This window comes from Micromonospora sp. WMMD558, assembly GCF_049315255.1.
In the GTDB taxonomy this organism is placed as follows: domain Bacteria; phylum Actinomycetota; class Actinomycetes; order Mycobacteriales; family Micromonosporaceae; genus Micromonospora.
In genome coordinates this window covers 3,560,744-3,582,244 of the sequence record NZ_CP186061.1, presented here as the reverse complement: position 1 = coordinate 3,582,244, position 21,501 = coordinate 3,560,744, and the positions used below count along the sequence as shown (strand labels likewise).

The following is a 21,501-nucleotide window of genomic DNA, read 5'->3' as shown; positions in this document are numbered from 1 at the left end:
ACGCGGGTCCCTCGTGGAACTTCCGCGTCGAGTGACGAGATCATGTCACTTTCGCGCGTTCGTCTCCAGGGTCTGTGACATGAGAAATGTCCCTCCGTCAGACAAGTTGGCCGGTTGCAACGCCCGGCGGCACCGATCGCGGGCGCTCCGGGGCACCCTGTGCCAGGCTCATGGTCATGGACGACACGACCATCCTGAAGCGGATCTCCGAGCTGGTCGACGAGGAGCACCGGCTCCGCGCCGACGCCCAGGCCAACGAGGCGGGCACCGACGAGGAGGCCCGCACCCGCCTGCGTGAGCTGGAAGAGTCGCTGGACCAGTGCTGGGACCTGCTGCGCCGGCGGCGCGCCGCCCGGGCCACCCACGGCGATCCCGACGCGCAGGGCGTACGCCCGTTGCCGGAGGTCGAGCGCTACCTGCAGTGAGAGGCCGACGGCCTCGGCGACCGGCGGTCCGGCGCCGCCCACGGGGGCGGTGCCGGACCGCCGCGCGGTCCCGGGCGGCCTCGGCGGCCGCCCGGGACGGTCGGGGTCAGCGCAGGCCCGCCTCCCGCAGCAGCAGCCCGGTCAGGCTCTCCGGGTCGGCCTGCGCCGCCGGCAGCCCGCGCGCGGCGAACCACGTGGCGACCACCCGGACGTCCCGGGCCAGGAACTCCGGGCCCTGCGGGTTGGCGACCAGGTCGACGATCTGCGGCAGGTCGATCAGCACCAGGCGCCCCGCGTGCACCAGCAGGTTGTACGGCGACAGGTCGCCGTGGGCGTGGCCGGCGCGGGCGAGCACGACCAGCGCGTCCACGAGTTGCCGCCACAGGTCACGCAGCTCCTCGCCCTCCGGCCGCAGCTGGGCCAGTCGCGGGGCGGCGCGCCCGCCGTCGGCGTCGCCGAGGAACTCCAGCATCAGCTCGGTGCCGCGCAGCTGCACCGGGTACGGCACGGCGATCGTGCCGTACCGGGAGCCGATCTCCCAGAGCCGGCTCAGCGCGGCGAACTCGGCCGCCGCCCACTGCCCGGCGATCATCTGGCGGCCGAACGAGGTCCGGCCGGTCATCGCCCGCATCTCCCGCGACCGGCGGACGCGGCGTCCCTCCAGGTAGCCGGCGTCCCGGTGGAACAGCCGGTGGTCGGCGTCGCGGTACCGCTTGACGGCGAGCAGGCAGGACCGGTCGGTGCCGGGTACAGCCCGGCGGACCAGGTGGACGTCGGCCTCCTTGCCCGTCTTCAGCACGCCCAGGTCGGTGTCCTTGGCGGCCAGCTCGGTGACCAGCCAGTCCGGGTGCGGCTCGGGGCCGTGGACCGCGTCGTCCCAGGACGACCAGGTCTCCCCCGTCTCCGGGTCCGGCTCGGTTTCGGGGTCGGCGAGCAGCGGCTCGGCGGGCCGGCCGCGCTTCAGGAAGTGTGGTTCGTCGTCGTCGAAGCGGCGCTTGCCGCGGGTACGGCGCTGCGGCGCCGGAAGGTCGTGATCGCGCACTGCGGTGAGAGTCCCTTGGTCGAGGTTGCTGGAGGCAGGTGGAAGCGACCTGCGAAGACGGCCATGACCGACCCCCTCTCCTCGACCGGGCGTCCGGCCCGGGTTCACGCTGTCGCCCGACGACCGCCTGCGACGGCCGGCGCGGCGGTGCGGATGCGGCACCATGCTCACCGCCCGCGGCCCGGCGGGGCAACCGATTTAGCTCGGGTCAGGCGCCGAGGACCGTGGCGACGGCGGCGATCAGGCCGTCCACGGTGTAGGTCGGGGCGAACCGGCCGTCGGTCCAGGGCCGGCCCCGGTGCAGCCAGACGCTCGGCAGGCCGACGGCGGCCGCACCGCCGATGTCCGCCTCGGGACCGTCGCCGATCACCCAGGCCCCCCGCAACGGCATCCGGACCCGCTGAGCGGCCAGCGCGAAGATCCTCGGGTTCGGCTTGCTCACGCCGGCTTCCTCGGAGATGACCCAGTCGGCGACGTACCGGTCCAATCCGGTCCGCCGGATCTTGGCGTCCTGCTGGCGCACCGAACCGTTGGTCACCACCACGGGCACCCAGCCGGCGTCGTCGGCGATCCGCAGCGCGCAGGCCACGAGCGGGTCCAGGCGGGTGTACGCCACCACCCCGTCGTGCAGTTCCTCCACCAGGTCGATGGACGGGATCCGCAGCCCGTACCGGTCGCGGATGGCGTCGGCGATGTCCCAGCGGTCCGTGAGCCCGTCGGCGTCGATGGAGAGCAGCCAGTCGATGTCGGCGGCCGGCGCACCGATGCCGGCCAGGAACTGCTCACCCCAGGCGCGGAACGGACCCTCCCGGTCGAGCAGGGTGTTGTCCAGATCGAGCAGGAGCAGCGGCACTCGGGAACCCTACGGGACCGACCCGTCCCGCCGACAGGGCCGAGTGACCGGTCGCCGTCCGTCAGGCCGTCAACGACGAACGGGTGAGGCCCTGATCGGGAAGCCGGTCGAGGAGCATGGAGTGCGCGGCGCGGGTGCGGGCCAGCGCGTCCGGGTCCAGCGTGGCGACCAGCACCGCCTCCCCGGTGTCGGCGCCCCGGGCCAGCGGGCGGCCCTCCGGGTCGTAGACGGCGGCGCCGCCGTTGAACCGCCACGGGTCGGCGCCACCGACGGCGTTGGCGAACACCACGTACATGGTGTTGTCCAGGGCGCGCGCGGCGTAGTAGAGGTCGCGGCGGTGCGCGGAGCCGGCCAGGTAGCCGCTCGGGCAGAGGTAGGCGTGCGCGCCGTCCGCCGCCGCCGCCCGACCGTGCTCGGGGAAGCAGCCGTCGTAGCAGATGCCGAGGCCGAGGCGCCAGCCGTCGAGGAGCAGGGTGGCGCCCCGGTCGCCGGGATCGAACAGCTCCCGCTCGCCGCCCCAGAGCTGCTGCTTGTCGTACCCGACGTGGACCTCTCCGGCCCGGTCGACCACCAGGGCGGAGATGGTGCGCCGGCCGTCGGGGTGCCGGACCGCCGCGCCGACCACGACGACGGTGCCGCCGCCGCGCGCGGCGTCGCGCAGCGGCGCCAGGCGGGGGTCCGCGACCCGGCGCGCCGGGTCGGCCGCGACGTCGGTGCCGGCCGGGTCCACGGCGAGGGTCGGCGGGTGGTACGCGGGCAGGAACAGCTCCGGCAGGACGACCACCCGCGCCCCGTCACCGGCTGCCCGGCGCACGAGGGCCGCGCCGCGGGCCGCGTTTCCGGGCACGTCTCCCGGGGCGGGCTGGGACTGCACCGCCGCGACGGTCAACGGGGCGGTGGGGAGGGCGGAGGCGGTGGGGGGAGGCGTCACGCGCGGATCCTAACCGGCGGGCCGGCGAGGCCCACCAGCCACAAGCCGTACGTACGGTTTGCGTGACCCGGGGTGACCTGACACGATCGACCCGTGCCCAGAGTAAGTCAGGACCAGCTCGACGCGCGCCGGCAGGAGATCCTCGCCGCGGCGCGGGCCTGTTTCGCCCGGCACGGGTACGAGGGCGCGACCGTGCGCCGCCTGGAGGAGGCCACCGGCCTGTCCCGGGGTGCGATCTTCCACCACTTCCGCGACAAGGATTCGCTCTTCCTCGCCGTCGCCGAGGACGACGCGGCCACGATGGTCGAGACCGTCGCCCGCAACGGCCTGGTCCAGGTGATGCGCGACCTGCTGGCCCGCGCGGTCTCTCCGGACACGACCGGCTGGCTGGGCAGCCAGCTGGAGGTGTCCCGCCGGCTACGCACCGATCCGGCCTTCGCCAAGCGGTGGGCGGAGCGGTCCGCGGCCATCGCCGAGGCGACCCGCGACCGCCTGGCGCGGCAGCGGGAAGCGGGCGTCCTGCGCGACGACGTGCCGATCGCCGTGCTGGCGCAGTTCCTCGAGCTGGCGTACGACGGCCTGGTCCTGCACCTGGCGATGGGCCGGCCCGCCGGTGACCTCGGCCCGGTGCTCGACCTCGTGGAGGAGGCGGTCCGCCGCCGGTGACCGGCGCGGCCGCGTCGGCACGTTGCGGTCCGGTAACCGCACCGCCGCGCGCGGCGGTGCTGGCGGCGCTGCTCCACAATGGGTCCGCGATCCCTCTCGCGACAGGAGCAGCCCATGACCGTCCTCGCGGCCCCCGGCGACACCTGGGGCATCCCCGGCCCGGTCTTCCTCCGGCTCTACCTGCTGGCCGCCGCCGTGCTCGTCGTCGGCACACTCGTCCAGCGGGCCCGGTTGCTCCGCGGCGAGGCGCCCGACGCCGGCCCGCTCGGGCCCCAACAGGTCGCGTACCTCAACGGCGGCGAGCAGCTGGCCATCTGGACGTCGCTCGGCGGGCTGCGAAGCAGCGGGGCGATCGGCGGACGCCCCGGCCGTCGGCTCACCACCGGCGGCCCGCTGCCGGCCGGCGTCACCCCGCTCGACCAGGCGATCCACGTCGCCGCGGGCCGTGGTGTCCACACTCGGGAGCTGCGCCAGGACCAGTTGGTACGGTCGGCGCTCGACCAGCTGCGCACCGGTCTGGAGCAGCGCGGCCTGGCCCTGACCGCGGAGCGGCGGGGCGCCCTGCGCGTCGGCCCGACGCTGCTCACCGCCCTGCTGGGGATCGGCATGCTGCGGTTCTTCGCCGGCATGGGAAACGGCCGTCCGGTGGGCTGGCTCCTCCTGACCCTGATCCCCCTGATCCTGGTGACCGTCCTGCTGTACCGGCGGCCGTGGCGCACCCGCGCGGCCGACCACGCCCTGCGCCGGCTGCGCCGGGAGCACACCCACCTGGCGCCCCGGTCCGCGCCGGCCTACTCCACCTACGGTGCGACCGGAGCCGCGATGGGCGTCGCCCTGTTCGGCACGGCCACCCTCTGGGCCATGGACCCGGGCTTCGCCGAGCAGGCGGGGATCCAGCGGCAGGCGCTCAGCGACGGCGGCGCCTCCGGAGGTGGCGGCTGCGGGGGCGGCGACGGCGGAGGCGGCAGCTCCTGCGGGGGCGGGGGCGGCTGCGGCGGTGGCGGCGGGTGCGGCGGATGACCGGGCCGGCCGGGGTGGGCATCGGCTGGCGACCGGAGATCGCCGGATTCGTCGCCGAACTGCCCGCGCTGCGCTTCGTCGAGGTCGTCGCGGAATCGGTACCCGCCACCGGCCGGCTCCCGGACGGGCTCGCCGCCCTGCGCGAGCGGGGCGTCACCGTCGTACCCCACGGGGTGCGGCTCTCGCTCGGCGGCGCGGAGGCGGTCGACCCGGCACGGGTGGCCCACCTGGCCGCGGTCGCCGACCTGACCGGCGCGCCGCTGGTCAGCGAACACATCGCCTTCGTCCGCGCCGGCGGCCTGGAGGCGGGGCACCTGCTGCCCCTGCCGCGCACCCGGGAAGCCGTCGCGGCGGTCTGCGCCAACGTCACCCGCGCCCAGGCCGAGCTGCCGGTGCCGATCGCGCTGGAACCGATCGCGGCGCTCTTCGACTGGCCCGACGACGAACTGGACGAGGCCGCGTTCGTCACCGAGATCCTGGAACGCACCGGCGCGCTGCTCCTGCTCGACGTCGCCAACGTGTACGCCAACGCCCGCAACCGGGGTGCCGACCCGCTCGCCCTGCTGGACCGGCTCCCGCTGGAGCGGATCGCGTACGCGCACGTGGCCGGCGGGGCGGAACACGGCGGCTTCTACCACGACACGCACACCGACCCGGTGCCGCGCCCGGTGCTGGACCTGGTCGGCGAGCTGTGCGCCCGGCGACGGCCGCCGGCCCTGCTGCTGGAGCGCGACGGGCACTACCCGCCAGCCGAGGTGCTCCGCGAAGAGCTCGACACGCTCGCCGCCGCGTCCGGGTTCCCGGTGGTCACGTGAGCGCGGACCACCGGGTGCCGGGGTCGACGTCGCAGGCCGCCGGGACGCCGGGCCAGCCCCTGGCGGCCCGTCAGGCCGCCCTGGTCGCGGCGCTGGTCGCCGACGCGCCAGCACCGCCGGGCTTCGCGCCGGAGCCGCTCGCCGCCGCGCGTACCGCCCTGCTGCGCAAGCGGGCCGGCGAGGTGGCCCGGCACTGGCCGCTGCTCGCCGCCGGTCTCGGCCCGGAGTGGCCGACGGTCTTCGCCCGCTGGGCCGACGGGCGGCCGAGCGCCGGTTCTCTGCGCGACGGCTGGGACTTCGCCCGCGACCTGCGCGACGAGAGGACGCTGCCGCCGCTGGGCGCCGAGGAACTGGCCGCCCGGGAGGCGGGCCACCGCTACGACGGGCGGGGAACCCCACGTCCGCGCCGGCTGCCGGCCTGGGGTCGCGCCGGCGGCGCCGTCGCGGTCCAGCTCGCCGGTCGCGTACGCCTGCTGCGCCCCGCCCGCCGCTGACCCTCCCCCTCCCCGTGCCCCCCGCCCCCGCGCGCCTCCCGCGCGCCTCCCGCGGCCAGCAACTTCGGGGAAGTTGCTGACTCGAGCGGGCATGAGGCGACAACTTCCCCGAGGTTGTCGCCGCACGCTCCGGCGGACGGCACCGCGCGCCCGGTCACGACGGGGTGCGGGAGGATCGACGGCATGGATCTCGGACTGACCGATCGCGTGTACGTGCTGACCGGCGCCTCCCGGGGGCTCGGTTACGCCACCGCCGAGTGCCTCGTCGCCGACGGGGCCCGCGTGGTCCTCTCCGCCCGGGACGCCGACGCGGTGGAGGCCGCCTCCCGGCGCCTCGGCGGTCCGGGGCACGCCGTCGGCGTGGCCGCCGACCTGGCCGACCCGGACACGCCGGAACGCCTCGTGGCGGCGGCCCTCGACACGTACGGGCGGATCGACGGCGCGCTGGCCTCGGTCGGCGGTCCGCCGCTCGGCAGCGCGGCGTCGGTGAGCGACGAGCAGTGGCGCCGGTCCTTCGAGACGGTCTTCCTCGGCACGGTCCGGACGGTGCGGACCGTCGCCGGCGCGCTGACCGGAGGCGGGGCGATCGGGCTGGTGCTGTCCACGTCCGCCCGGAGCCCGCTGTCCGGTCTGGGGATCTCCAACGGGCTGCGCCCCGGTCTGGCCGGCGTCGCCAAGGACGTCGCCGACGAGTACGGGCCCCGGGGCGTACGGGTGGTGGCGCTGCTGCCGGGACGGATCATGACCGACCGGAACGTGCAGCTCTTCGCCGCGACCGGCGACCCGGAACGGGCGCGGGCCGAGGCGGAGGCGGACATCCCGCTGCGCCGGCTGGGCGATCCGGCCGAGTTCGGCCGGGTGGCGGCGTTCGTGCTCTCCCCCGCCGCGAGCTACCTGACCGGGATCACGCTGCCGGTGGACGGCGGCGCCCTGCGGGGCCTGTGATGGCCGCACCCCGCTACCCGCGCCCGACGAAGGCCGAGCTCGCGGCTGCGGCGGACCGACTCCTCCCCGACGTCGTCGCGTCCGGGCTGGACGTGCTGTTCGTCGGGATCAACCCCGGCCTGTGGTCGGCCGCGACCGGGTGGCACTTCGCCCGGCCGGGCAACCGGTTCTGGCCGGCGCTGCACCGGGGCGGGTTCACGCCCCGGCAGCTGCACCCCAGTGAGCAGCACGAGCTGCCCGGCTACGGGCTGGGCATCACCAACATGGTGGCGCGGGCCAGCGCCCGGGCGGACGAGCTGACGCCGGCCGAACTCGTCGCCGGTGCGGAGATCCTCGCCGGCAAGGTCGCCCGGTACCGGCCGCGGTGGGTGGCGGTGGTCGGGGTGACCGCGTACCGGATCGGGTTCGCCCGGCCGAAGGCGGCCTTCGGCCCGCAGCCGGAGTCGCTGGCCGGTGCCCGGCTCTGGGTGCTGCCCAACCCCAGCGGGTTGAACGCGCACTTCACCCCGGAGTCACTGGGTGCCGCGTTCGGCGAGCTGCACACCGCCGCCGCACCCAGCTGACCGCCCCCCGCCCCCGCCCCGCCCCCCGCCCCGCCCGTCCCGTCCCGGGTCGATCATGAAGTTAGCGGGTGATTTTGCGATCAACTCACCCGTCAACTTCATGATCGACACGGCGGGGCGGGTGGGAGGGAGGGGAGGGGGGTGGGCGGGAGGAGGGGGTGGGGTGGTCGGGTGGGCTAGTTGGCGGCGGCGGGCGGCAGGGCCTCGTCGGCGAGGTACGAGCGCATCGGCACCGCCAGCGGCTCCGGCCCGGTCGCGTCCTGGTACGGCGCCGGCGAGTCGGCGACGGCGAACTGCGTCCGGTACAGCTCGGCGTAGAGCCCGCCGACCGCGACCAGCTCCTCGTGCCGGCCCCGCTCGACGATGCGCCCCTGGTCGAGCACCAGGATCTGGTCGGCGTCCCGGACCGTGGAGAGCCGGTGCGCGATGACCAGCGCGGTCCGCCCGGTCAGCGCGACCGACAGCGCCCGCTGCACCGCTGCCTCGCTCTCCGAGTCGAGGTGGGCGGTGGCCTCGTCGAGGATCACGATCGACGGCGCCTTGAGCAGGAGCCGCGCGATCGCGATGCGCTGCTTCTCGCCGCCGGAGAAGCGGTAGCCGCGCTCGCCGACGACGGTGTCGAGGCCCTCCGGCAGGGCGCGCACCAGGTCGGCGACCTGCGCGCCGGCCAGGGCCGCCCACAGCTCGTCGTCGGTGGCGTCGGGCCTGGCGTAGCGCAGGTTCTCCGCGATGGTCTCGTGGAACAGGTGTGAATCCTGCGTGACCACGCCGATCTCGTCGCGGAGCGAGTCGAGGGTGGCGTCCCGGACGTCGACGCCGCCGACCAGCACCTGGCCGTCGGTCACGTCGTAGATGCGGGAGATCAGCATGGACAGCGTCGACTTGCCGGCGCCGGACGGGCCCACCAGGGCCACCATCTGCCCCGGCTCGACGGTGAACGAGACGCCCTTGAGCACCGGCTCGGTGACCGTGCGGTCGAGGGTGGCGACCTCCTCCAGGGAGGCCAGCGAGATCTCGGCGGCACTGGGGTAGCGGAAGCGCACGTCCCGGAACTCGACCCGGCCGTTGCCCTGCGGGACCGGCACGGCACCCGGCTTCTCCGTGATGCCCGGCTGGAGGTCGAGCACCTCGAAGACCCGGTCGAACGAGACGAGCGCGCTCATCACGTCCACCCGGACGTTGGACAGCGCGGTGAGCGGGCCGTAGAGCCGGGTGAGCAGCAGCGCGAGCGTCACGACGGTGCCGGCGCTGACGCTGCCGGTGACCGCCAGCCACCCGCCCAGTCCGTACGTGAGCGCCTGCGCGAGCGAGGCGACCAGCAGCATGGCCACGAAGAAGGTCCGCGAGTACATCGCGGACTGGATGCCGATGTCACGGACCCGCTCGGCCCGCCCGGCGAACCGGCCCGCCTCCACGTCGGGCTGGCCGAAGAGCTTGACCAGCAGCGCACCCGAGACGCCGAAGCGCTCGGTCATCGTCGCGTTCATCTTCGCGTCGAGGTTGTAGGACTCGCGGGTGATCTCGGCGAGCCGCTTGCCGACCCGGCGGGCCGGAATGATGAACACCGGCAGCAGCACCAGCGACAGCGCGGTGATCTGCCACGACAGGGTGAACATCACCGCCGCGGTGAGCACCAGCTGGATGACGTTGCTGACCACGCCGGACAGCGTCGAGGTGAAGGCGCGCTGCGCGCCGAGCACGTCGTTGTTGAGCCGGCTGACCAGCGCGCCGGTCTGGGTACGCGTGAAGAACTGCAGCGGCATCCGCTGGACGTGGTCGTAGACCCGGGTGCGCAGGTCGAGGATGATGCCCTCGCCGATGCGGGCTGAATACCACCGCTGGGCCAGCGAGAGCAGGGCGTCCGCCACGGCGAGCGCGGCGATGATCAGGGCCAGCCGGACCACCAGGTCGCCAGCCGCCGAGCCGCCCTGGTGGATCGCGTCGATCACGTCACCGGCGAGCACCGGCGTGGCGACGCCGATGACCGCGGCCAGCACGACGGTCACCAGGAAGACGACGATGTCGCGCCGGTACGGCCGGGCGAAGGCCACGATCCGCCGGGCGACGCCACGCTGGAGCCGGTGGGTGGAGATGTCGTCCCGGTTGCGCATCGACCGGAGCATGCTCCACCCGCCCATGCCACCGCCGGACATCGGATTGGACACGCTCACCTCCGGGTCGTCGGGCCGACCGCACCGCCTGAGGTCAATTCTCCCGACGACTGTGACAACCTCGGTCGTAACCCGGATCTTCCCGAACGGTCCTTACTGACTATTCTCCGCGCCCCGCGAGGTCGCGCAGCCGGCGGGTCTGCGCCTCCCGCTCCGCCCGCTGCTGGTCGGCGTGTGACCTACCGGCGGCACCGGCGAGCAGCGCCTTGATCTCCACGACCGCGTCCCGGTTGCCGGCGAGCAGCCCGGCGGTCAGGTCCCGGACGGCACCGTCCAGCTCGGCGGTCGGCACCACCAGGGTGGCCAGGCCGATCCGCTCGGCCTCGGCGGCGTCCATCCGCCGGCCGGTCGCGCAGATCTCCAGCGCGCGCGAATATCCCACCAACTCGACCAGGCGTTTGGTGCCGGCGAGGTCCGGGACCAGGCCCAGCGTCACCTCGGCCATGGAGAGCTTGGCGTCCTCGGCGAGCACGCGCAGGTCGCAGGCGAGCGCCAGCTGGAAACCGGCGCCGATCGCGTGCCCCTGCACCGCCGCCACCGAGATCAGATCGGGTCGATGCAGCCAGGTGAAACCGGCCTGGAACTCGGCGATCCGGTCCGCGCACTCCTGCTCGGGCAGGGTGGACAGCTCGGCGAACGAGCCCGGCCCGGTCGCACCGGCCACCGACAGGTCGAGGCCGGCGGAGAACGCCCGGCCCTCGCCGCGTACGACCACGACGCGCACGTCGCCGGGCAGGTCCCGGGAGAAGTCGCTCATCGCGCGCCACATCGCCGGGGTCTGGGCGTTGAGCACGTCGGGCCGACACAACGTGACCGTGGCGATCGGCCCGTCGCATTCCAGCCGTACCCCGGTCGCCTCGGGGGTCACCGGGCGGCCCGGGGCGCGGCGCTGATGGACGACGCTGGTGGGCGGGTCACGCCTTCTTGCGACGCCGGGCGCCGCCGCGCTGCCGCAGCTGCACCCCGGACTCCGTGAGCACCCGGTGGATGAACCCGTAGGAACGGCCGGTCGAGGCCGCGAGCGCGCGGATGCTCTCCCCCGAGGTGTACCGCTTGACCAGGTCCTTGGCGAGCGTCTGACGCTCGGCTCCGACGATCCGGCGACCCTTCTCAGTGCTGGTGGCTGTGCCAGTGGCTGCCATGCTGTGTCCTCACGTCCCAGACTGTGCGGTTCGGATACGGTCCCACCTATTAGACCGCCTCGAACGATCATGCGCCAGATATCAACTATTCGCCAACCGACACGCTATGCGATGTCAGGTTCCCGATAGGGTGACCCCGCGGCCCCGGGGCCACCGGCCCGGCCGGTCGGCCCGGCGCCGATACGGCAGGCGGCGGAGCGGCCACGGACGCCGTACCCTCCCTGGCGTGTTCGATCTCCTCGGCAGCGCGGCGGGCGCGGCGGTCGTGTTCGCCGCCACCGACGTCGACGACATCGTCATCCTGACGCTGTTCTTCGTCGCCGCCCGCACCACCGGGCGACCCCGGCCCGGACAGATCGTCGCCGGGCAGTACCTCGGCATCGGGGCGCTCGCTCTGGCCAGCGCGGTGGTGGCGGCCGGGCTGCTCGTGGTGCCTGACCCGTGGACCGGCCTGCTCGGCCTGCTGCCCGTCGCGCTCGGCGTCCGGGCGCTGCTCGACCGGGACGACGACGAGGCGCCCGACGTGGTCGGCGGGACGCTCGGCGTGGCCGGGGTGACCATCGCCAACGGTGCCGACAACGTGGCCGTCTACGTACCGGTGTTCCGGGCGCTGGGCCCCGCCGACAGCGCCGTCTTCCTGCTGATCTTCGTGGTGCTCATCGCCCTGTGGTGCGCCGCCGGGGCCTGGCTGGGCGGTCACCCCCGGGTGATCCGGCTGGTCGAGCGCACCGGGCGTTGGCTCGTCCCGGCGGTCCTCGTCGCCATCGGCGTGGCCATCCTGGCCACCTCCGGCGTCGTCGGCCACCTACTCGACCTGGCCGGCTGACCCGCCGCCGGCGTCGGCGGGCGACGTCGGCGGCGCGGCGGGCGACGTCGGCGGCGCGGCGGGCGACGTCGGCGGCGCGGCGGGCGACGTCGGCGGCGCGGTCAGGCCAGCTCGACCAATTCGAGGAGGTCGTCGCTCCAGGCGTCCTCGTCGCCGTCGGGCAGCAGGATCGCCCGGTCCGGCTTGAGCGCCGTCACCGCGCCGGGGTCGTGCGTGACCAGCACGATCGCCCCCGGGTAGCGCGCGATGGCGTCGAGCACCTGCTCCCGGCTGACCGGGTCCAGGTTGTTCGTCGGCTCGTCGAGCAGCAGCACGTTCGCGCCGGAGCAGACCAGGGTGGCCAGCGCCAGCCGGGTCTTCTCGCCGCCGGACAGCACCCCGGCCGGCTTGTCCACGTCCTCGCCGGAGAAGAGGAACGCACCGAGGATCTTGCGCAGGTCGGTGTCGCTCTGCTCGGAGGCGGCGCTCCGCATGTGCTCCAGGATGGTCCGGTCCACGTCCAGCGTCTCGTGCTCCTGGGCGTAGTAGCCCAGCCGCAGGCCGTGGCCCGCGTGCACGTCGCCGGTGTCCGGCTCCAGCAGGCCACCCAGCATCCGCAGCAGCGTGGTCTTGCCGGCGCCGTTGAGCCCGAGGATGGCCACGCGCGAGCCCCGGTCCACCGCCACGTTCACGTCGGTGAAGATCTCCAACGACCCGTACGACTTCGACAGGCCGGTCGCGGTCAGCGGGGTCTTGCCGCAGGGGGCCGGCGTCGGGAAGCGCACCTTCGCCACCCTGTCGGCGACGCGTACCTCGTCCAGGCCGGACAGCAGGCGCTCGGCGCGGCGGGCCATGTTCTGCGCGGCCACCGTCTTGGTCGCCTTGGCCCGCATCTTGTCGGCCTGCGCCATCAGGGCGCCGGCCTTCTTCTCGGCGTTGGCCCGCTCCCGGCGGCGGCGCCGCTCGTCGGTCTCCCGCGCCTCCAGGTACGCCTTCCAGCCCAGGTTGTAGACGTCCACCACGGACCGGGTGGCGTCCAGGAACCAGACCTTGTTGACCACGGCCTCCAGCAGCGAGGCGTCGTGGGAGATCACGATGAGGCCGCCCTTGTGGTTGGCGAGGAACCCGCGCAGCCAGGTGATCGAGTCGGCGTCCAGGTGGTTGGTCGGCTCGTCGAGCAGCAGGATGCCGCCGCCGTTCTCGCCCGCGTCGCGGAAGAGGATCCGCGCCAGCTCGATGCGGCGGCGCTGGCCGCCGGAGAGGGTGCCGATGGTCTGCGCGAGGGCCCGGTCGGGCAGGCCCAGGTTGGCGCAGATGCGGGCGGCCTCGGCCTCGGCCGCGTACCCGCCGAGCGAGGCGAACTGGTCCTCCAGCGCGCCGTAGCGGCGGACCAGCTTCTCGTCGTCGGCGCCTTCGGCGAGCTTCGCCTCCAGCTCCTTCATCTGGGTCATCAGCACGTCCAGGCCGCGGGCGGAGAGCACCCGGTCCCGCCCGGTGACCTCCAGGTCGCCGGTACGCGGGTCCTGCGGCAGGTAGCCGATGTTGCTGCGCCGGTCGATCTGCCCGGCGTACGGCTGGCCCTCGCCGGCCAGGACCTTCAGCGTGGTGGTCTTGCCGGCACCGTTGCGGCCGACCAGGCCGATGCGGTCGCCAGGCTGCACCCGCAGCGTGGTGTCGGACAGCAGGATCCGGGCGCCGGCGCGGAGCTCCAGGCCGGTGGCAGTGATCATGTCGGAGGACTCGCTCTCGGGGTCTGGAAGGGCTGACTCAGGGCACGCGAGAGCGCCGGCGGGCGGGAGACCCGTCGGCGCGGGGCGGTTCAGCCTTCGCAGAGCAGCACGCGGCAAGTGTACCGGGCGTCGCCGGATCATCCCGCCGGATTACCGCCCAAGATCATCGGGTACGGGAACGGACGTCCGGACCCGGTCCGGTACCGCAACCACCACACGGAATCAGACGGTGATCGGGGTAGACATGGAGCTGAACGAGAACGCGCGGATCGACACCAGCCAGGTGGACGACCGGCGAGGGTCCGGCGGCGGCGGTGGCGTCGGCGGGATCCCCATCCCGATCGGGGGCGGGCGGGGCGGCATCGTCGGCATCGTCATCGCGGTGCTGGTCGCCCTCGTCGGCGGCGGCTTCGGCCTGAACGCGGCCACCAACGGCGGCGGCGAGCAGGGCGACAACACCTCCCTGGAGCAGAAGTGCTCGGCGGACGACGCCCTCCAGCAGCTGGACTGCCGCAACACCCTGTACGTCAACTCGATCCAGGCGTACTGGCGGACCGCCCTGCCGCAGGCGTTCGGCGAGCAGTACCGCGCCACCGACACGGTCTTCTTCAGCCAGGCCGTCAACACCGCCTGCGGGCAGGCCGACTCGGGGGTGGGACCGTTCTACTGCCCCGCCGACGCGCAGGTGTACATCGACCTGACCTTCTACCGGGTGCTCGCCGAGCAGCTCGGCGCCGAGGGCGAGTTCGCCCAGCCGTACGTGCTGGCCCACGAGTACGGCCACCACGTGCAGAACCTGCTCGGCACCAACGAGCAGGTGCGGCGCCAGCAGCAGCGCGACCCGGACAACGCCAACGCGCTGTCGGTGAAGCTGGAGCTCCAGGCCGACTGCTACGCCGGGGCGTGGGCGCGCAACGCCACCGGCACCGCCGACGAGAGCGGGCAGAAGATCTTCAAGAGCATCAGCGAGCAGGACATCGCCCAGGCCATCGACACCGCGGAGAAGATCGGCGACGACGCCATCTCGGAGCGGGCGAACCGGCCGGTGAACCCGGAGGAGTTCACCCACGGCTCGTCCGAGCAACGCCGCGAGTGGTTCACGAAGGGCTACGAGACCGGCGACCCGAAGTCCTGCGACACGTTCTCCGGGGCGGCCTGACCGGCGACCGCCCACGGAAGGACCCCGGCGACCATCCGACGCCGGGGTCCTTCCGTGCGCGCGGGTCGGCGCGCGGGTTCAGGGGCGGCATCACGACCTGGTCAGCCGAGCCTCCTGTTGGGCGGTGCAGGGCGGGCGGCGACGCGACGGCACCGCCAACCGCTGACGTCAGTCGGCGCGCTCGGGTGCCGGGTCGCGGACCCGGATCCGGACCGCGCGGGCGGCGGCGATCGCGTCGACCAGCACCGCGTGCCGGGGCTCGGGCACGTCGAGCAGCCGGTCCGCGCGCAGCGCCGCGAGCGGGGCCAGCCGCCGGTCGGCCAGCACGGTGTCCACCGCCCGCCGGTCACCGCCGCACACCAGGGCGGCCAGCGTCGCCGCCTCCGGCAGGAGCAGCCGTACGGCCAGGTCCACCGCGTCGCCCAGCGCCGCCTTCGCCTGGTTGTCCCGCCGTCGCGCGAAGCGCTGCTGCGACCAGCCGCCCGCGGCGGTACGACCCTGCACGTACCGGGTGTCCACCTTCGACACCACGAGCTCCTCCCCCACGGCGATCCCGACCGCGACCGCGCCCTTGCGGGCGAGCAGCAGGCCGATCCGCCGGGGCGCGGTGGCGGCAGCGACGAATCCGTCGAGGTCCCCGGCGCCCGGCGCGCCGGGCGAAGCGTGCAGCTCGGCGGTCGCCCCGTCCGGAGCGGTGAGCAACAGCCCGTACTCCTGCGGACCAACCTCGGGCGAGCCATGCCGGCCGGCAAAGCCGTCAACCCAGCGGGCCACCCGTCCCGGGTCCACCTCAACCCAGCGACCACCCCCGGCTGCAGGCCTGCTGCTCACGCCTCGAACCTACGGCACCCACCCCTCCCCGCCCCTCCTCCCCCGCGATCTTGCATTTCCTGCCCGGTCGAACCGGCGCGAAAGCCGCAATCAGGGGACCGAAACTGCAAGATCGCGGGGAGAGGGGGGCGGGTTTACCCGGGCAGGAGGGTGGTGACGGCGAGGGTGGCGATGATGGCGCTGGAGGCCAGGGCCGTCAGCAGGCGGCCGCGCGGACCGGCGAGCACGCGGCCGACCAGGGTGCCGCCCCCGGCGATCAGCAACTGCCAGCTCGCCGACGCGAGGAACGCCCCGAGCACGAACGCGCCCCCGACGGTGAGGTCGGGGTCGGCGGCGTCCCGCCGGCCGAGGACGAGCGCCGCGAAGTAGACGACGGTCGCCGGGTTGAGCAGGGTCAGCGCGAGCACCCCGGCGAACGCCCGGGACGGGCTGTCCAGACCCCGACGCGGGGTGTCGGTCGTGGTGCCGCCCGCCGGGCGGAGGGCCCGCCAGGCGGTGTGGACGGCGAGGCCGAGCAGCACCAGCGCGGCGGCCACGCGCAGCGGACCGGCGACCGGGGCGATCAGGGCGGCCAGGGCCGCACCGCCGAGGGCGGCGACGGCGGCGTACAGGCCGTCGGCGGTGGCGACGCCGAGTGCGGCGGCGGCGCCGACCCGGAACGACGTCCGCGCGGCCAACCCCATGATGAGGACGGCGATGGCGCCGACCGGGATCGCGACGCCGTACCCGGCGACCAGCCCGGCCAGGAAAGCCCCGGTCACGACCGTGGTCGGCGGGTCGAGCCGGACCCGGACGAGGTCCGCTGTCGACGCGCGGGGGTGGCCGCGCGGACAGGGACCTGCACGGGGTACGCCTCGATCACCCGGTCATCATGGTCGAAGTCGGGCCGGCAGCGCGACCGGTTATCGCCGTCGCCCGCGCCAGGCCGAGATCGGCGAGACACAAGTGGGCATTGTTCACTTGTTCCGTTCCGGCTACCTACCCCGCTATGCTGCATTGTTCTGCTCGGCTCGACGGGTGGGGAATATGGCTCAGCAGATCGATGAGTTGGCGCGACGTTCGCAGAACTTCGGGTTCCTGGCGCCGCACGAGCCGCTGCTCGTCCTCGACGGCGCCGGTGCTGAAACGTACGTCTACTCGGACCCGGACGCGGCGTTGTTCAAGGCGCGTCGGTTCGGGGAGACCTTGGCGAAGAAGCTGGTCGCACTCACACAGACCCGCGTGGACGGCACGACCCAGCATGCCCGGCTCCAGGCATTGACCAACGCGGGGGTACTGCTCCCTAGGATCCGGCAGGCATTCGACGAGGTACGCAACTCTGGTAACCGGGCCGTGCACACCCATTTCGGGGACGTCCGGGTGGCGCTTTCGACGGTCGGGACCTGCTTCGAGCTGGGGCTGTGGTTCCACCGCGCCATCACAGGAGACCGCGAGCCCAGAGCATTTGTCCCGCCAGCAGAGCCAGAGGCCGACGGCGCAGCGGTAACGACCATCGAGCAGGCAGAGCTGGAGCAGCTCCGTAGCGAGTTGAGCCGTTACCGGCAACGGTTGGCTGAGATCAAGCTCCGCCGGGACGATCAGGCCACTCAGCTGGAGGCCGAGGCACGAGCTCGACTCGCCGCAGAGCAGGCGCTCGCCCAGGCTAAGGCGGACCGGGACCAGTTGCAGGTGCTGGTCGAACAGATGAATGCCCGTCTGGCCGAGGTCGAGGCGAAGTTCCTGCTCGAGCTGGCAACGCCGCCCAAGGTAAGCGCCGCCAAGCGCGATGCGTTCATTGAGAGCGCGCAGAGGGCTGCTCGGGAACCCTTGACCGAGGCGGAGGTGCGTGCCGAGGTCGACGCGATGCTGACCGCGGCGGGCTGGGTAATTCAGGACGCGAAGGCGCCGAACGTGTTCGCTGGTGACGGAATTGCGGTGCGAGAGGTCCGCACGGCGTCCGGTCCGGCCGATTATCTGCTGTACGTTGACCGCAAACTGGTCGGGGTAATCGAGGCGAAGCGGGAAGGGCAGATCCTCTCTCCGGTCGAGGCCCAGTCCGCCCGATACGCGACCAGCCTGACGGCGTCTCAGCAGTTGCAGGCGTGGCGACTGCCACTGCCGTTCCGCTACGAAACCACGGCGGCCGAGACGCACTTCACCAACATGCTCGACCCGGCACCTCGGGCCCGTGAGGTGTTCTGGTTTCACCGGCCGGAAACGCTTGCCCGCTGGATGCGGGAGGCGGACGCGGACGAGTCAGCTCCCACCCTGCGGGCACGACTCCGGCGGCTGCCCCCGCTCGATGAGCGGGGGCTTCGGCCAGCCCAGATCGACGCGGTCAAGGGTTTGGAGCGATCGCTGGCGCAGGACCAGCCCCGATCGCTGATCCAGATGGCCACCGGTGCCGGGAAGACGTACACCGTGGTGGCCGAGTCCTACCGACTGCTCAACTACGCCAACGCCAACCGCATCCTGTTCCTCGTCGACCGCAACAACCTCGGCATACAGGCCAAGACCGAGTTCGACAACTACGTCACGCCCGACGACGGGCGTAAGTTCACGGAATTGTTCAACGTTGAGCGGCTGTCGGGTGCGGGGATGCTCGCCTCGACGAAGGTCGTGGTCTCCACGATCCAACGCCTGCACGCGATGCTACGGGGCCAGAGCGTGGACCCGGACCTCGAGGACCCGGACCTGGACTCGTACGACATCGACGAAGTTGCGGAGGTCGGCTACAACCCGGGGGTACCGCCGGAGACGTTCGACCTGATCGTGGTGGACGAGTGTCATCGCTCGATCTACGGCAAGTGGCGGCGGGTGCTGGAGTACTTCGACGCGCACCTGGTCGGCCTTACCGCCACCCCGATCAAGCAGACCTTCGGGTTCTTCCACCAGAACCTGGTGAGCGAATACACCTACGCCCAGTCGGTTACCGACAACGTCAACGTCGACTTCGAGGTCTACCGCATCCGAACCAAGCAGACGGAGCAGGGCGACACAATCGAGGCCGGCACGGTCGTGCCGAAGCGGGACCGGCGTACCCGCCGCCAGCGGTACGAAGAACTCGACGACGACCTCGCCTACAACGCTGGCCAGGTCGGCAAGGACGTGATCAGCAAGGGCCAACTCCGGCTGGTGCTGGAAACGTTCCGCGGCCGACTGTTCACGGAGATCTTCCCCGGTCGCCGGTACGTGCCCAAGACGCTGATCTTCGCCCGCGACGATAACCACGCCGAAGAGATCGTGCAGATGACCCGCCTGGTGTTCGGGCAGAGCAATGACTTCTGCGCGAAGATCACCTATTCGGCGCGGGATCCGCAGAAGCTGCTCGCCGCGTTCCGCAACAGCCCGGAGCTGCGCATCGCGGTCACCGTAGACATGATTGCCACCGGCACTGATGTACGCCCCTTGGAGTGCGTGTTCTTCCTCCGCGACGTGAAGAGCTGGGCCTACTTCGAGCAGATGAAGGGGCGCGGCGCCCGCACCCTCGACCCGGCCGAACTCGCCCAGGTCACTCCTGACGCCCAGGTCAAGGACCGGTTCGTCATCGTCGACGCCATCGGCGTCACGGAGTCCCCGCGGGTGGACGCCTCGCCGCTGCAGCAGCACAGCGAGAAGCAGATCAGCCTGGAGCAGTTGCTCCGCAAAGCCGGCACGCTGACTCTCTCCCCAGAGGAGACCGGCACTCTTGCCTCCCGGCTGGCGAAGCTCAACCTGCAAATCACCCCGGACGAGCGTGCCGAGCTCGAACAGCTCGCAGGCCAGCCTCTCACGGCCGTGGTCACCTCGTTGCGACGCGCCACGGACCCTGACGAGCTCGAGCGCGCGGAATCCCGGGGCAGGCAGGGCGTGCGGGAGCTGGTCGAGGAGGCCGTACGGCCGCTGGCGGCGAATCCCGAACTACGCAACCGGCTACTGGAGATCCGCCGGGCGCACGACATTGTCTACGACGAGATCAACCCGGACGAGCTGATCGAGGCGCAGGGCGTCGACCCGAAGAAGCGCGCCCAGGAGACCGTCACAAGCTGGCGCAACTTCATCGAGGAGCACCGCGACGAGATTACCGCAATCGAGATCGCCTACCGGCATGGCGGCGGTCGAGGGGTCTACAGGCAGCTCAAGGAACTAGCCGCTCGCATCGGCCGCCCCCCACACGCGTGGACGCCCGAGCGGCTGTGGCGGGAGTACGAACGACTGGAACTGACCGCTCGCCGGCCGGGCCTCAGCTATGGGCCGGTCGATCTCATCGGCCTCATCCGGTACGAACTCGGCCTCGACGTCGAGCCTCGGCCGCATCGTTCGGCCGTGGAGGAACGCTTCGCCGCCTGGTTGCTCAAGCAGGAGCAGGCGGGGGTCACCTTCACCGTCGATCAGACCTGGTGGCTTGAGCGCATCCGCGACGTCGTCGCAACCAGCGCGGCCTTCGAGCACACAGATCTCGATCAAGTACCCTTCACCGAGCGCGGCGGCACCGACGGCTTCCTCCACACCTTCGGGGACGACCACGCCGAAGCCATCCTCACCGACCTCCACCGGGACCTCACAGCATGACCGAACTGCCAGCAGGCTGGACAAAGGTATCTCTCGGCGATCTGGGCACCTGGCTTGGCGGAGCTACGCCATCAAAGGCTCGCCAGGAGTTCTGGCAGGGCGGCGAAATTCCGTGGCTGTCACCCAAGGACATGGGCGCCGAGGTGATCAGTTCGACTCGTGATCATATTACGCAGCCAGCCTTACAACAGTCGCCCGTCCGCATGGTTCCGCCCGGTTCAGTTGCCATTGTCGTCCGATCAGGCATCCTTGAACACTCGATTCCGGTGGGAATTGTTCCGTTCGCAACCACTCTCAACCAAGACATGAAGGCTCTTTCCCCTGCCAACGGCGTCGACACCCGTTGGGTCGCATGGGGATTGCGAGCCTATGAACAAGAAATTTTGCGAACATGCAGGAAAGCGGGAACAACAGTTGCCTCCATAGAGCTTCCCCGCCTAATGAAGTTCTCGCTGCCACTGCCGCCTCTCGCCGAGCAGCAGCGCATCGTCGCTGCGCTCGAAGACCATCTCTCCCGGCTAGATGAAGCCATGCGGGGATTGTTGACCGCAACTTCGCGATTGGCGCGCTGGCGAATGGCGCTGCTCAATGCGACCATCAACGGCCGGCTTCCTGGCTATCAAGGCAAGTGGCCCGAGGTAGCCATTGGCGACCTAGCAGAGGTGGGAACAGGTGCCACCCCGCTGCGGTCTCGTCGAGACTTCTATGAGGGCGGGAGGATACCATGGATAACGAGCGCTTTACTTAATCGGCCGTACGTCGACAACGCCGAGCAGTACATCACCGATAAGGCGATCACCGAGACAGCAGCGAAGATCCGGCCTGCTGGCACTCTACTAGTAGCGATGTATGGCGAGGGGCAGACACGGGGACGTTGTTCCGAACTTCGCATCGCGGCTGCCACTAACCAGGCATGTGCAGCTATTGTGTTCCGCAAGGAGACCGAGGAGCGGCGGCCTTGGCTCAAGCTGTTCTTAGAGGCGACATACGAACAGAACCGCCGTCTTGCGTCAGGCGGCGTCCAGCCTAACCTTAACCTCGGACTAATTCGGTCCATAAAGATTCCGCTTCCGCCCTTGGAGGTACAACGCGCAGCGCTCCGCGATGTTGACGCCCAACTGACCATTGGGTCGCGCCTCCATCAAGAGTTGACGTCCGCGAGACGGAGGGCCCACAACCTGAGATCTTTGATCTTGCGGCAGGCACTCGCCGGCGGATTGGTGCCGCAGGACGTGTCGGATGAGCCGGCGTCGGAGTTGCTGGCGAGGATCAAGGCCGAGCAGCTAAAAATGCAGGTGCCGAGAGCGCGGCGTATCAGGAAATCTGCTGACATCGAGGGAGTCGGAGCGTGAGCACAGGCGACACTCGCGCGTTAGTCG

At 72.1% G+C, this 21,501-nt stretch carries 20 protein-coding genes; 11 read left to right on the top strand and 9 right to left on the bottom strand.

Annotated features, from left to right (window positions below; genetic code table 11):
- Positions 1-170: 170 nt before the first annotated feature.
- The gene (locus tag ACN26Y_RS17365; RefSeq protein ID WP_196255870.1) at positions 171-425 is read left to right on the top strand and encodes a DUF2630 family protein; all 255 of its coding nucleotides are present in this window, start codon (positions 171-173) and stop codon (positions 423-425) included.
- A gap of 106 nt (positions 426-531) precedes the next feature.
- On the opposite strand, the gene ACN26Y_RS17360 is transcribed toward ACN26Y_RS17365, so the two are convergent.
- The 3 genes from ACN26Y_RS17360 to ACN26Y_RS17350 all read right to left on the bottom strand — a co-directional run bounded on the left by ACN26Y_RS17360 (position 532) and on the right by ACN26Y_RS17350 (position 3,251).
- Positions 532-1,467, bottom strand: a complete 936-nt coding sequence (locus tag ACN26Y_RS17360; protein ID WP_155331264.1) for a serine protein kinase RIO — start codon at positions 1,465-1,467, stop codon at positions 532-534.
- A 208-nt stretch (positions 1,468-1,675) separates the two neighbouring features.
- Positions 1,676-2,320 (bottom strand): HAD family hydrolase, encoded by a 645-nt coding sequence (locus tag ACN26Y_RS17355; RefSeq protein ID WP_155331263.1) that lies wholly within the window; start codon positions 2,318-2,320, stop codon positions 1,676-1,678.
- A gap of 61 nt (positions 2,321-2,381) precedes the next feature.
- Positions 2,382-3,251, bottom strand: coding sequence for a carbon-nitrogen hydrolase family protein (locus tag ACN26Y_RS17350; protein ID WP_155331262.1), 870 nt, complete (start codon positions 3,249-3,251; stop codon positions 2,382-2,384).
- Between the two features lie 93 nt (positions 3,252-3,344).
- Between ACN26Y_RS17350 and ACN26Y_RS17345 the strand changes: the two genes are divergently transcribed.
- The 6 genes from ACN26Y_RS17345 (at position 3,345) to mug (ending at position 7,754) form a co-directional block, all read left to right on the top strand.
- Entirely contained in the window at positions 3,345-3,917 is a 573-nt protein-coding gene (locus ACN26Y_RS17345) for a TetR/AcrR family transcriptional regulator (RefSeq protein ID WP_155331261.1), read from the top strand.
- A gap of 114 nt (positions 3,918-4,031) precedes the next feature.
- Complete coding sequence (locus tag ACN26Y_RS17340; RefSeq protein WP_422733023.1) at positions 4,032-4,937, top strand: TIGR04222 domain-containing membrane protein; 906 nt, start codon at positions 4,032-4,034, stop codon at positions 4,935-4,937.
- Entirely contained in the window at positions 4,934-5,752 is an 819-nt protein-coding gene (locus ACN26Y_RS17335) for a DUF692 domain-containing protein (RefSeq protein ID WP_155331259.1), read from the top strand. The genes ACN26Y_RS17340 and ACN26Y_RS17335 overlap by 4 nt, the downstream gene beginning before the upstream one ends.
- A gap of 14 nt (positions 5,753-5,766) precedes the next feature.
- Positions 5,767-6,246 carry a hypothetical protein gene (locus tag ACN26Y_RS17330; protein ID WP_422734945.1) on the top strand — a complete coding sequence of 160 codons (480 nt, stop codon included), beginning with the start codon at positions 5,767-5,769 and terminating at the stop codon, positions 6,244-6,246.
- A gap of 183 nt (positions 6,247-6,429) precedes the next feature.
- Positions 6,430-7,191, top strand: a complete 762-nt coding sequence (locus ACN26Y_RS17325; protein ID WP_422733022.1) for an SDR family oxidoreductase — start codon at positions 6,430-6,432, stop codon at positions 7,189-7,191.
- Positions 7,191-7,754: a G/U mismatch-specific DNA glycosylase gene (mug, locus tag ACN26Y_RS17320; RefSeq protein ID WP_155331257.1), complete on the top strand. Its 564-nt coding sequence runs from the start codon at positions 7,191-7,193 to the stop codon at positions 7,752-7,754. The genes ACN26Y_RS17325 and mug overlap by 1 nt, the downstream gene beginning before the upstream one ends.
- A 176-nt stretch (positions 7,755-7,930) precedes the next feature.
- Here the strand turns inward: mug and ACN26Y_RS17315 are convergent, their stop codons facing one another.
- The 3 genes from ACN26Y_RS17315 to ACN26Y_RS17305 form a co-directional block, all read right to left on the bottom strand.
- The gene (locus ACN26Y_RS17315; protein WP_155334130.1) at positions 7,931-9,907 is read right to left on the bottom strand and encodes an ABC transporter ATP-binding protein; all 1,977 of its coding nucleotides are present in this window, start codon (positions 9,905-9,907) and stop codon (positions 7,931-7,933) included.
- 118 nt (positions 9,908-10,025) lie between these two features.
- A complete protein-coding gene (locus tag ACN26Y_RS17310; protein WP_422733021.1) occupies positions 10,026-10,793 on the bottom strand; it encodes an enoyl-CoA hydratase/isomerase family protein in 768 nt (255 codons plus the stop codon).
- Positions 10,794-10,839: 46 nt separating this feature from the next.
- Positions 10,840-11,067 carry a helix-turn-helix domain-containing protein gene (locus ACN26Y_RS17305; protein WP_007462679.1) on the bottom strand — a complete coding sequence of 76 codons (228 nt, stop codon included), beginning with the start codon at positions 11,065-11,067 and terminating at the stop codon, positions 10,840-10,842.
- Positions 11,068-11,293: 226 nt separating this feature from the next.
- Here ACN26Y_RS17305 and ACN26Y_RS17300 point away from each other — a divergent pair, with 226 nt between their 5' ends.
- Positions 11,294-11,893 (top strand): cadmium resistance transporter, encoded by a 600-nt coding sequence (locus ACN26Y_RS17300; protein WP_230689029.1) that lies wholly within the window; start codon positions 11,294-11,296, stop codon positions 11,891-11,893.
- Positions 11,894-11,994: 101 nt separating this feature from the next.
- Here ACN26Y_RS17300 and ACN26Y_RS17295 read toward each other — a convergent pair whose 3' ends face one another.
- Positions 11,995-13,602, bottom strand: a complete 1,608-nt coding sequence (locus ACN26Y_RS17295) for an ABC-F family ATP-binding cassette domain-containing protein (protein WP_155331254.1) — start codon at positions 13,600-13,602, stop codon at positions 11,995-11,997.
- Between the two features lie 244 nt (positions 13,603-13,846).
- On the opposite strand from ACN26Y_RS17295, the gene ypfJ reads away from it, so the two are divergent.
- The gene (ypfJ, locus tag ACN26Y_RS17290; RefSeq protein WP_422733020.1) at positions 13,847-14,761 is read left to right on the top strand and encodes a KPN_02809 family neutral zinc metallopeptidase; all 915 of its coding nucleotides are present in this window, start codon (positions 13,847-13,849) and stop codon (positions 14,759-14,761) included.
- Positions 14,762-14,929: 168 nt separating this feature from the next.
- On the opposite strand, the gene ACN26Y_RS17285 is transcribed toward ypfJ, so the two are convergent.
- Entirely contained in the window at positions 14,930-15,592 is a 663-nt protein-coding gene (locus ACN26Y_RS17285) for an acVLRF1 family peptidyl-tRNA hydrolase (RefSeq protein ID WP_422733019.1), read from the bottom strand.
- A gap of 134 nt (positions 15,593-15,726) precedes the next feature.
- A complete protein-coding gene (locus ACN26Y_RS17280) occupies positions 15,727-16,353 on the bottom strand; it encodes a LysE family transporter (protein ID WP_422733018.1) in 627 nt (208 codons plus the stop codon).
- A gap of 265 nt (positions 16,354-16,618) precedes the next feature.
- On the opposite strand from ACN26Y_RS17280, the gene ACN26Y_RS17275 reads away from it, so the two are divergent.
- Both ACN26Y_RS17275 and ACN26Y_RS17270 read left to right on the top strand, forming a co-directional pair.
- Positions 16,619-20,122, top strand: coding sequence for a DEAD/DEAH box helicase family protein (locus ACN26Y_RS17275; protein WP_422733017.1), 3,504 nt, complete (start codon positions 16,619-16,621; stop codon positions 20,120-20,122).
- Positions 20,119-21,474 carry a restriction endonuclease subunit S gene (locus ACN26Y_RS17270; protein ID WP_422733016.1) on the top strand — a complete coding sequence of 452 codons (1,356 nt, stop codon included), beginning with the start codon at positions 20,119-20,121 and terminating at the stop codon, positions 21,472-21,474. The genes ACN26Y_RS17275 and ACN26Y_RS17270 overlap by 4 nt, the downstream gene beginning before the upstream one ends.
- The last annotated feature ends 27 nt before the right edge of the window (positions 21,475-21,501 follow it).

Excerpts from the sequence above, each read along its gene's own strand:
- ACN26Y_RS17365 (WP_196255870.1), top strand. The coding sequence starts at position 171 with ATGGTCATGGACGACACGACCATCCTGAAGCGGATCTCCGAGCTGGTC.
- ACN26Y_RS17340 (WP_422733023.1), top strand. The coding sequence starts at position 4,032 with ATGACCGTCCTCGCGGCCCCCGGCGACACCTGGGGCATCCCCGGCCCG.
- ACN26Y_RS17335 (WP_155331259.1), top strand. The coding sequence starts at position 4,934 with ATGACCGGGCCGGCCGGGGTGGGCATCGGCTGGCGACCGGAGATCGCC.
- ACN26Y_RS17325 (WP_422733022.1), top strand. The coding sequence starts at position 6,430 with ATGGATCTCGGACTGACCGATCGCGTGTACGTGCTGACCGGCGCCTCC.
- mug (WP_155331257.1), top strand. The coding sequence starts at position 7,191 with ATGGCCGCACCCCGCTACCCGCGCCCGACGAAGGCCGAGCTCGCGGCT.
- ACN26Y_RS17315 (WP_155334130.1), bottom strand. The coding sequence starts at position 9,907 with ATGTCCGGCGGTGGCATGGGCGGGTGGAGCATGCTCCGGTCGATGCGC.
- ACN26Y_RS17305 (WP_007462679.1), bottom strand. The coding sequence starts at position 11,067 with ATGGCAGCCACTGGCACAGCCACCAGCACTGAGAAGGGTCGCCGGATC.
- ACN26Y_RS17295 (WP_155331254.1), bottom strand. The coding sequence starts at position 13,602 with ATGATCACTGCCACCGGCCTGGAGCTCCGCGCCGGCGCCCGGATCCTG.
- ypfJ (WP_422733020.1), top strand. The coding sequence starts at position 13,847 with ATGGAGCTGAACGAGAACGCGCGGATCGACACCAGCCAGGTGGACGAC.
- ACN26Y_RS17275 (WP_422733017.1), top strand. The coding sequence starts at position 16,619 with ATGGCTCAGCAGATCGATGAGTTGGCGCGACGTTCGCAGAACTTCGGG.
- ACN26Y_RS17270 (WP_422733016.1), top strand. The coding sequence starts at position 20,119 with ATGACCGAACTGCCAGCAGGCTGGACAAAGGTATCTCTCGGCGATCTG.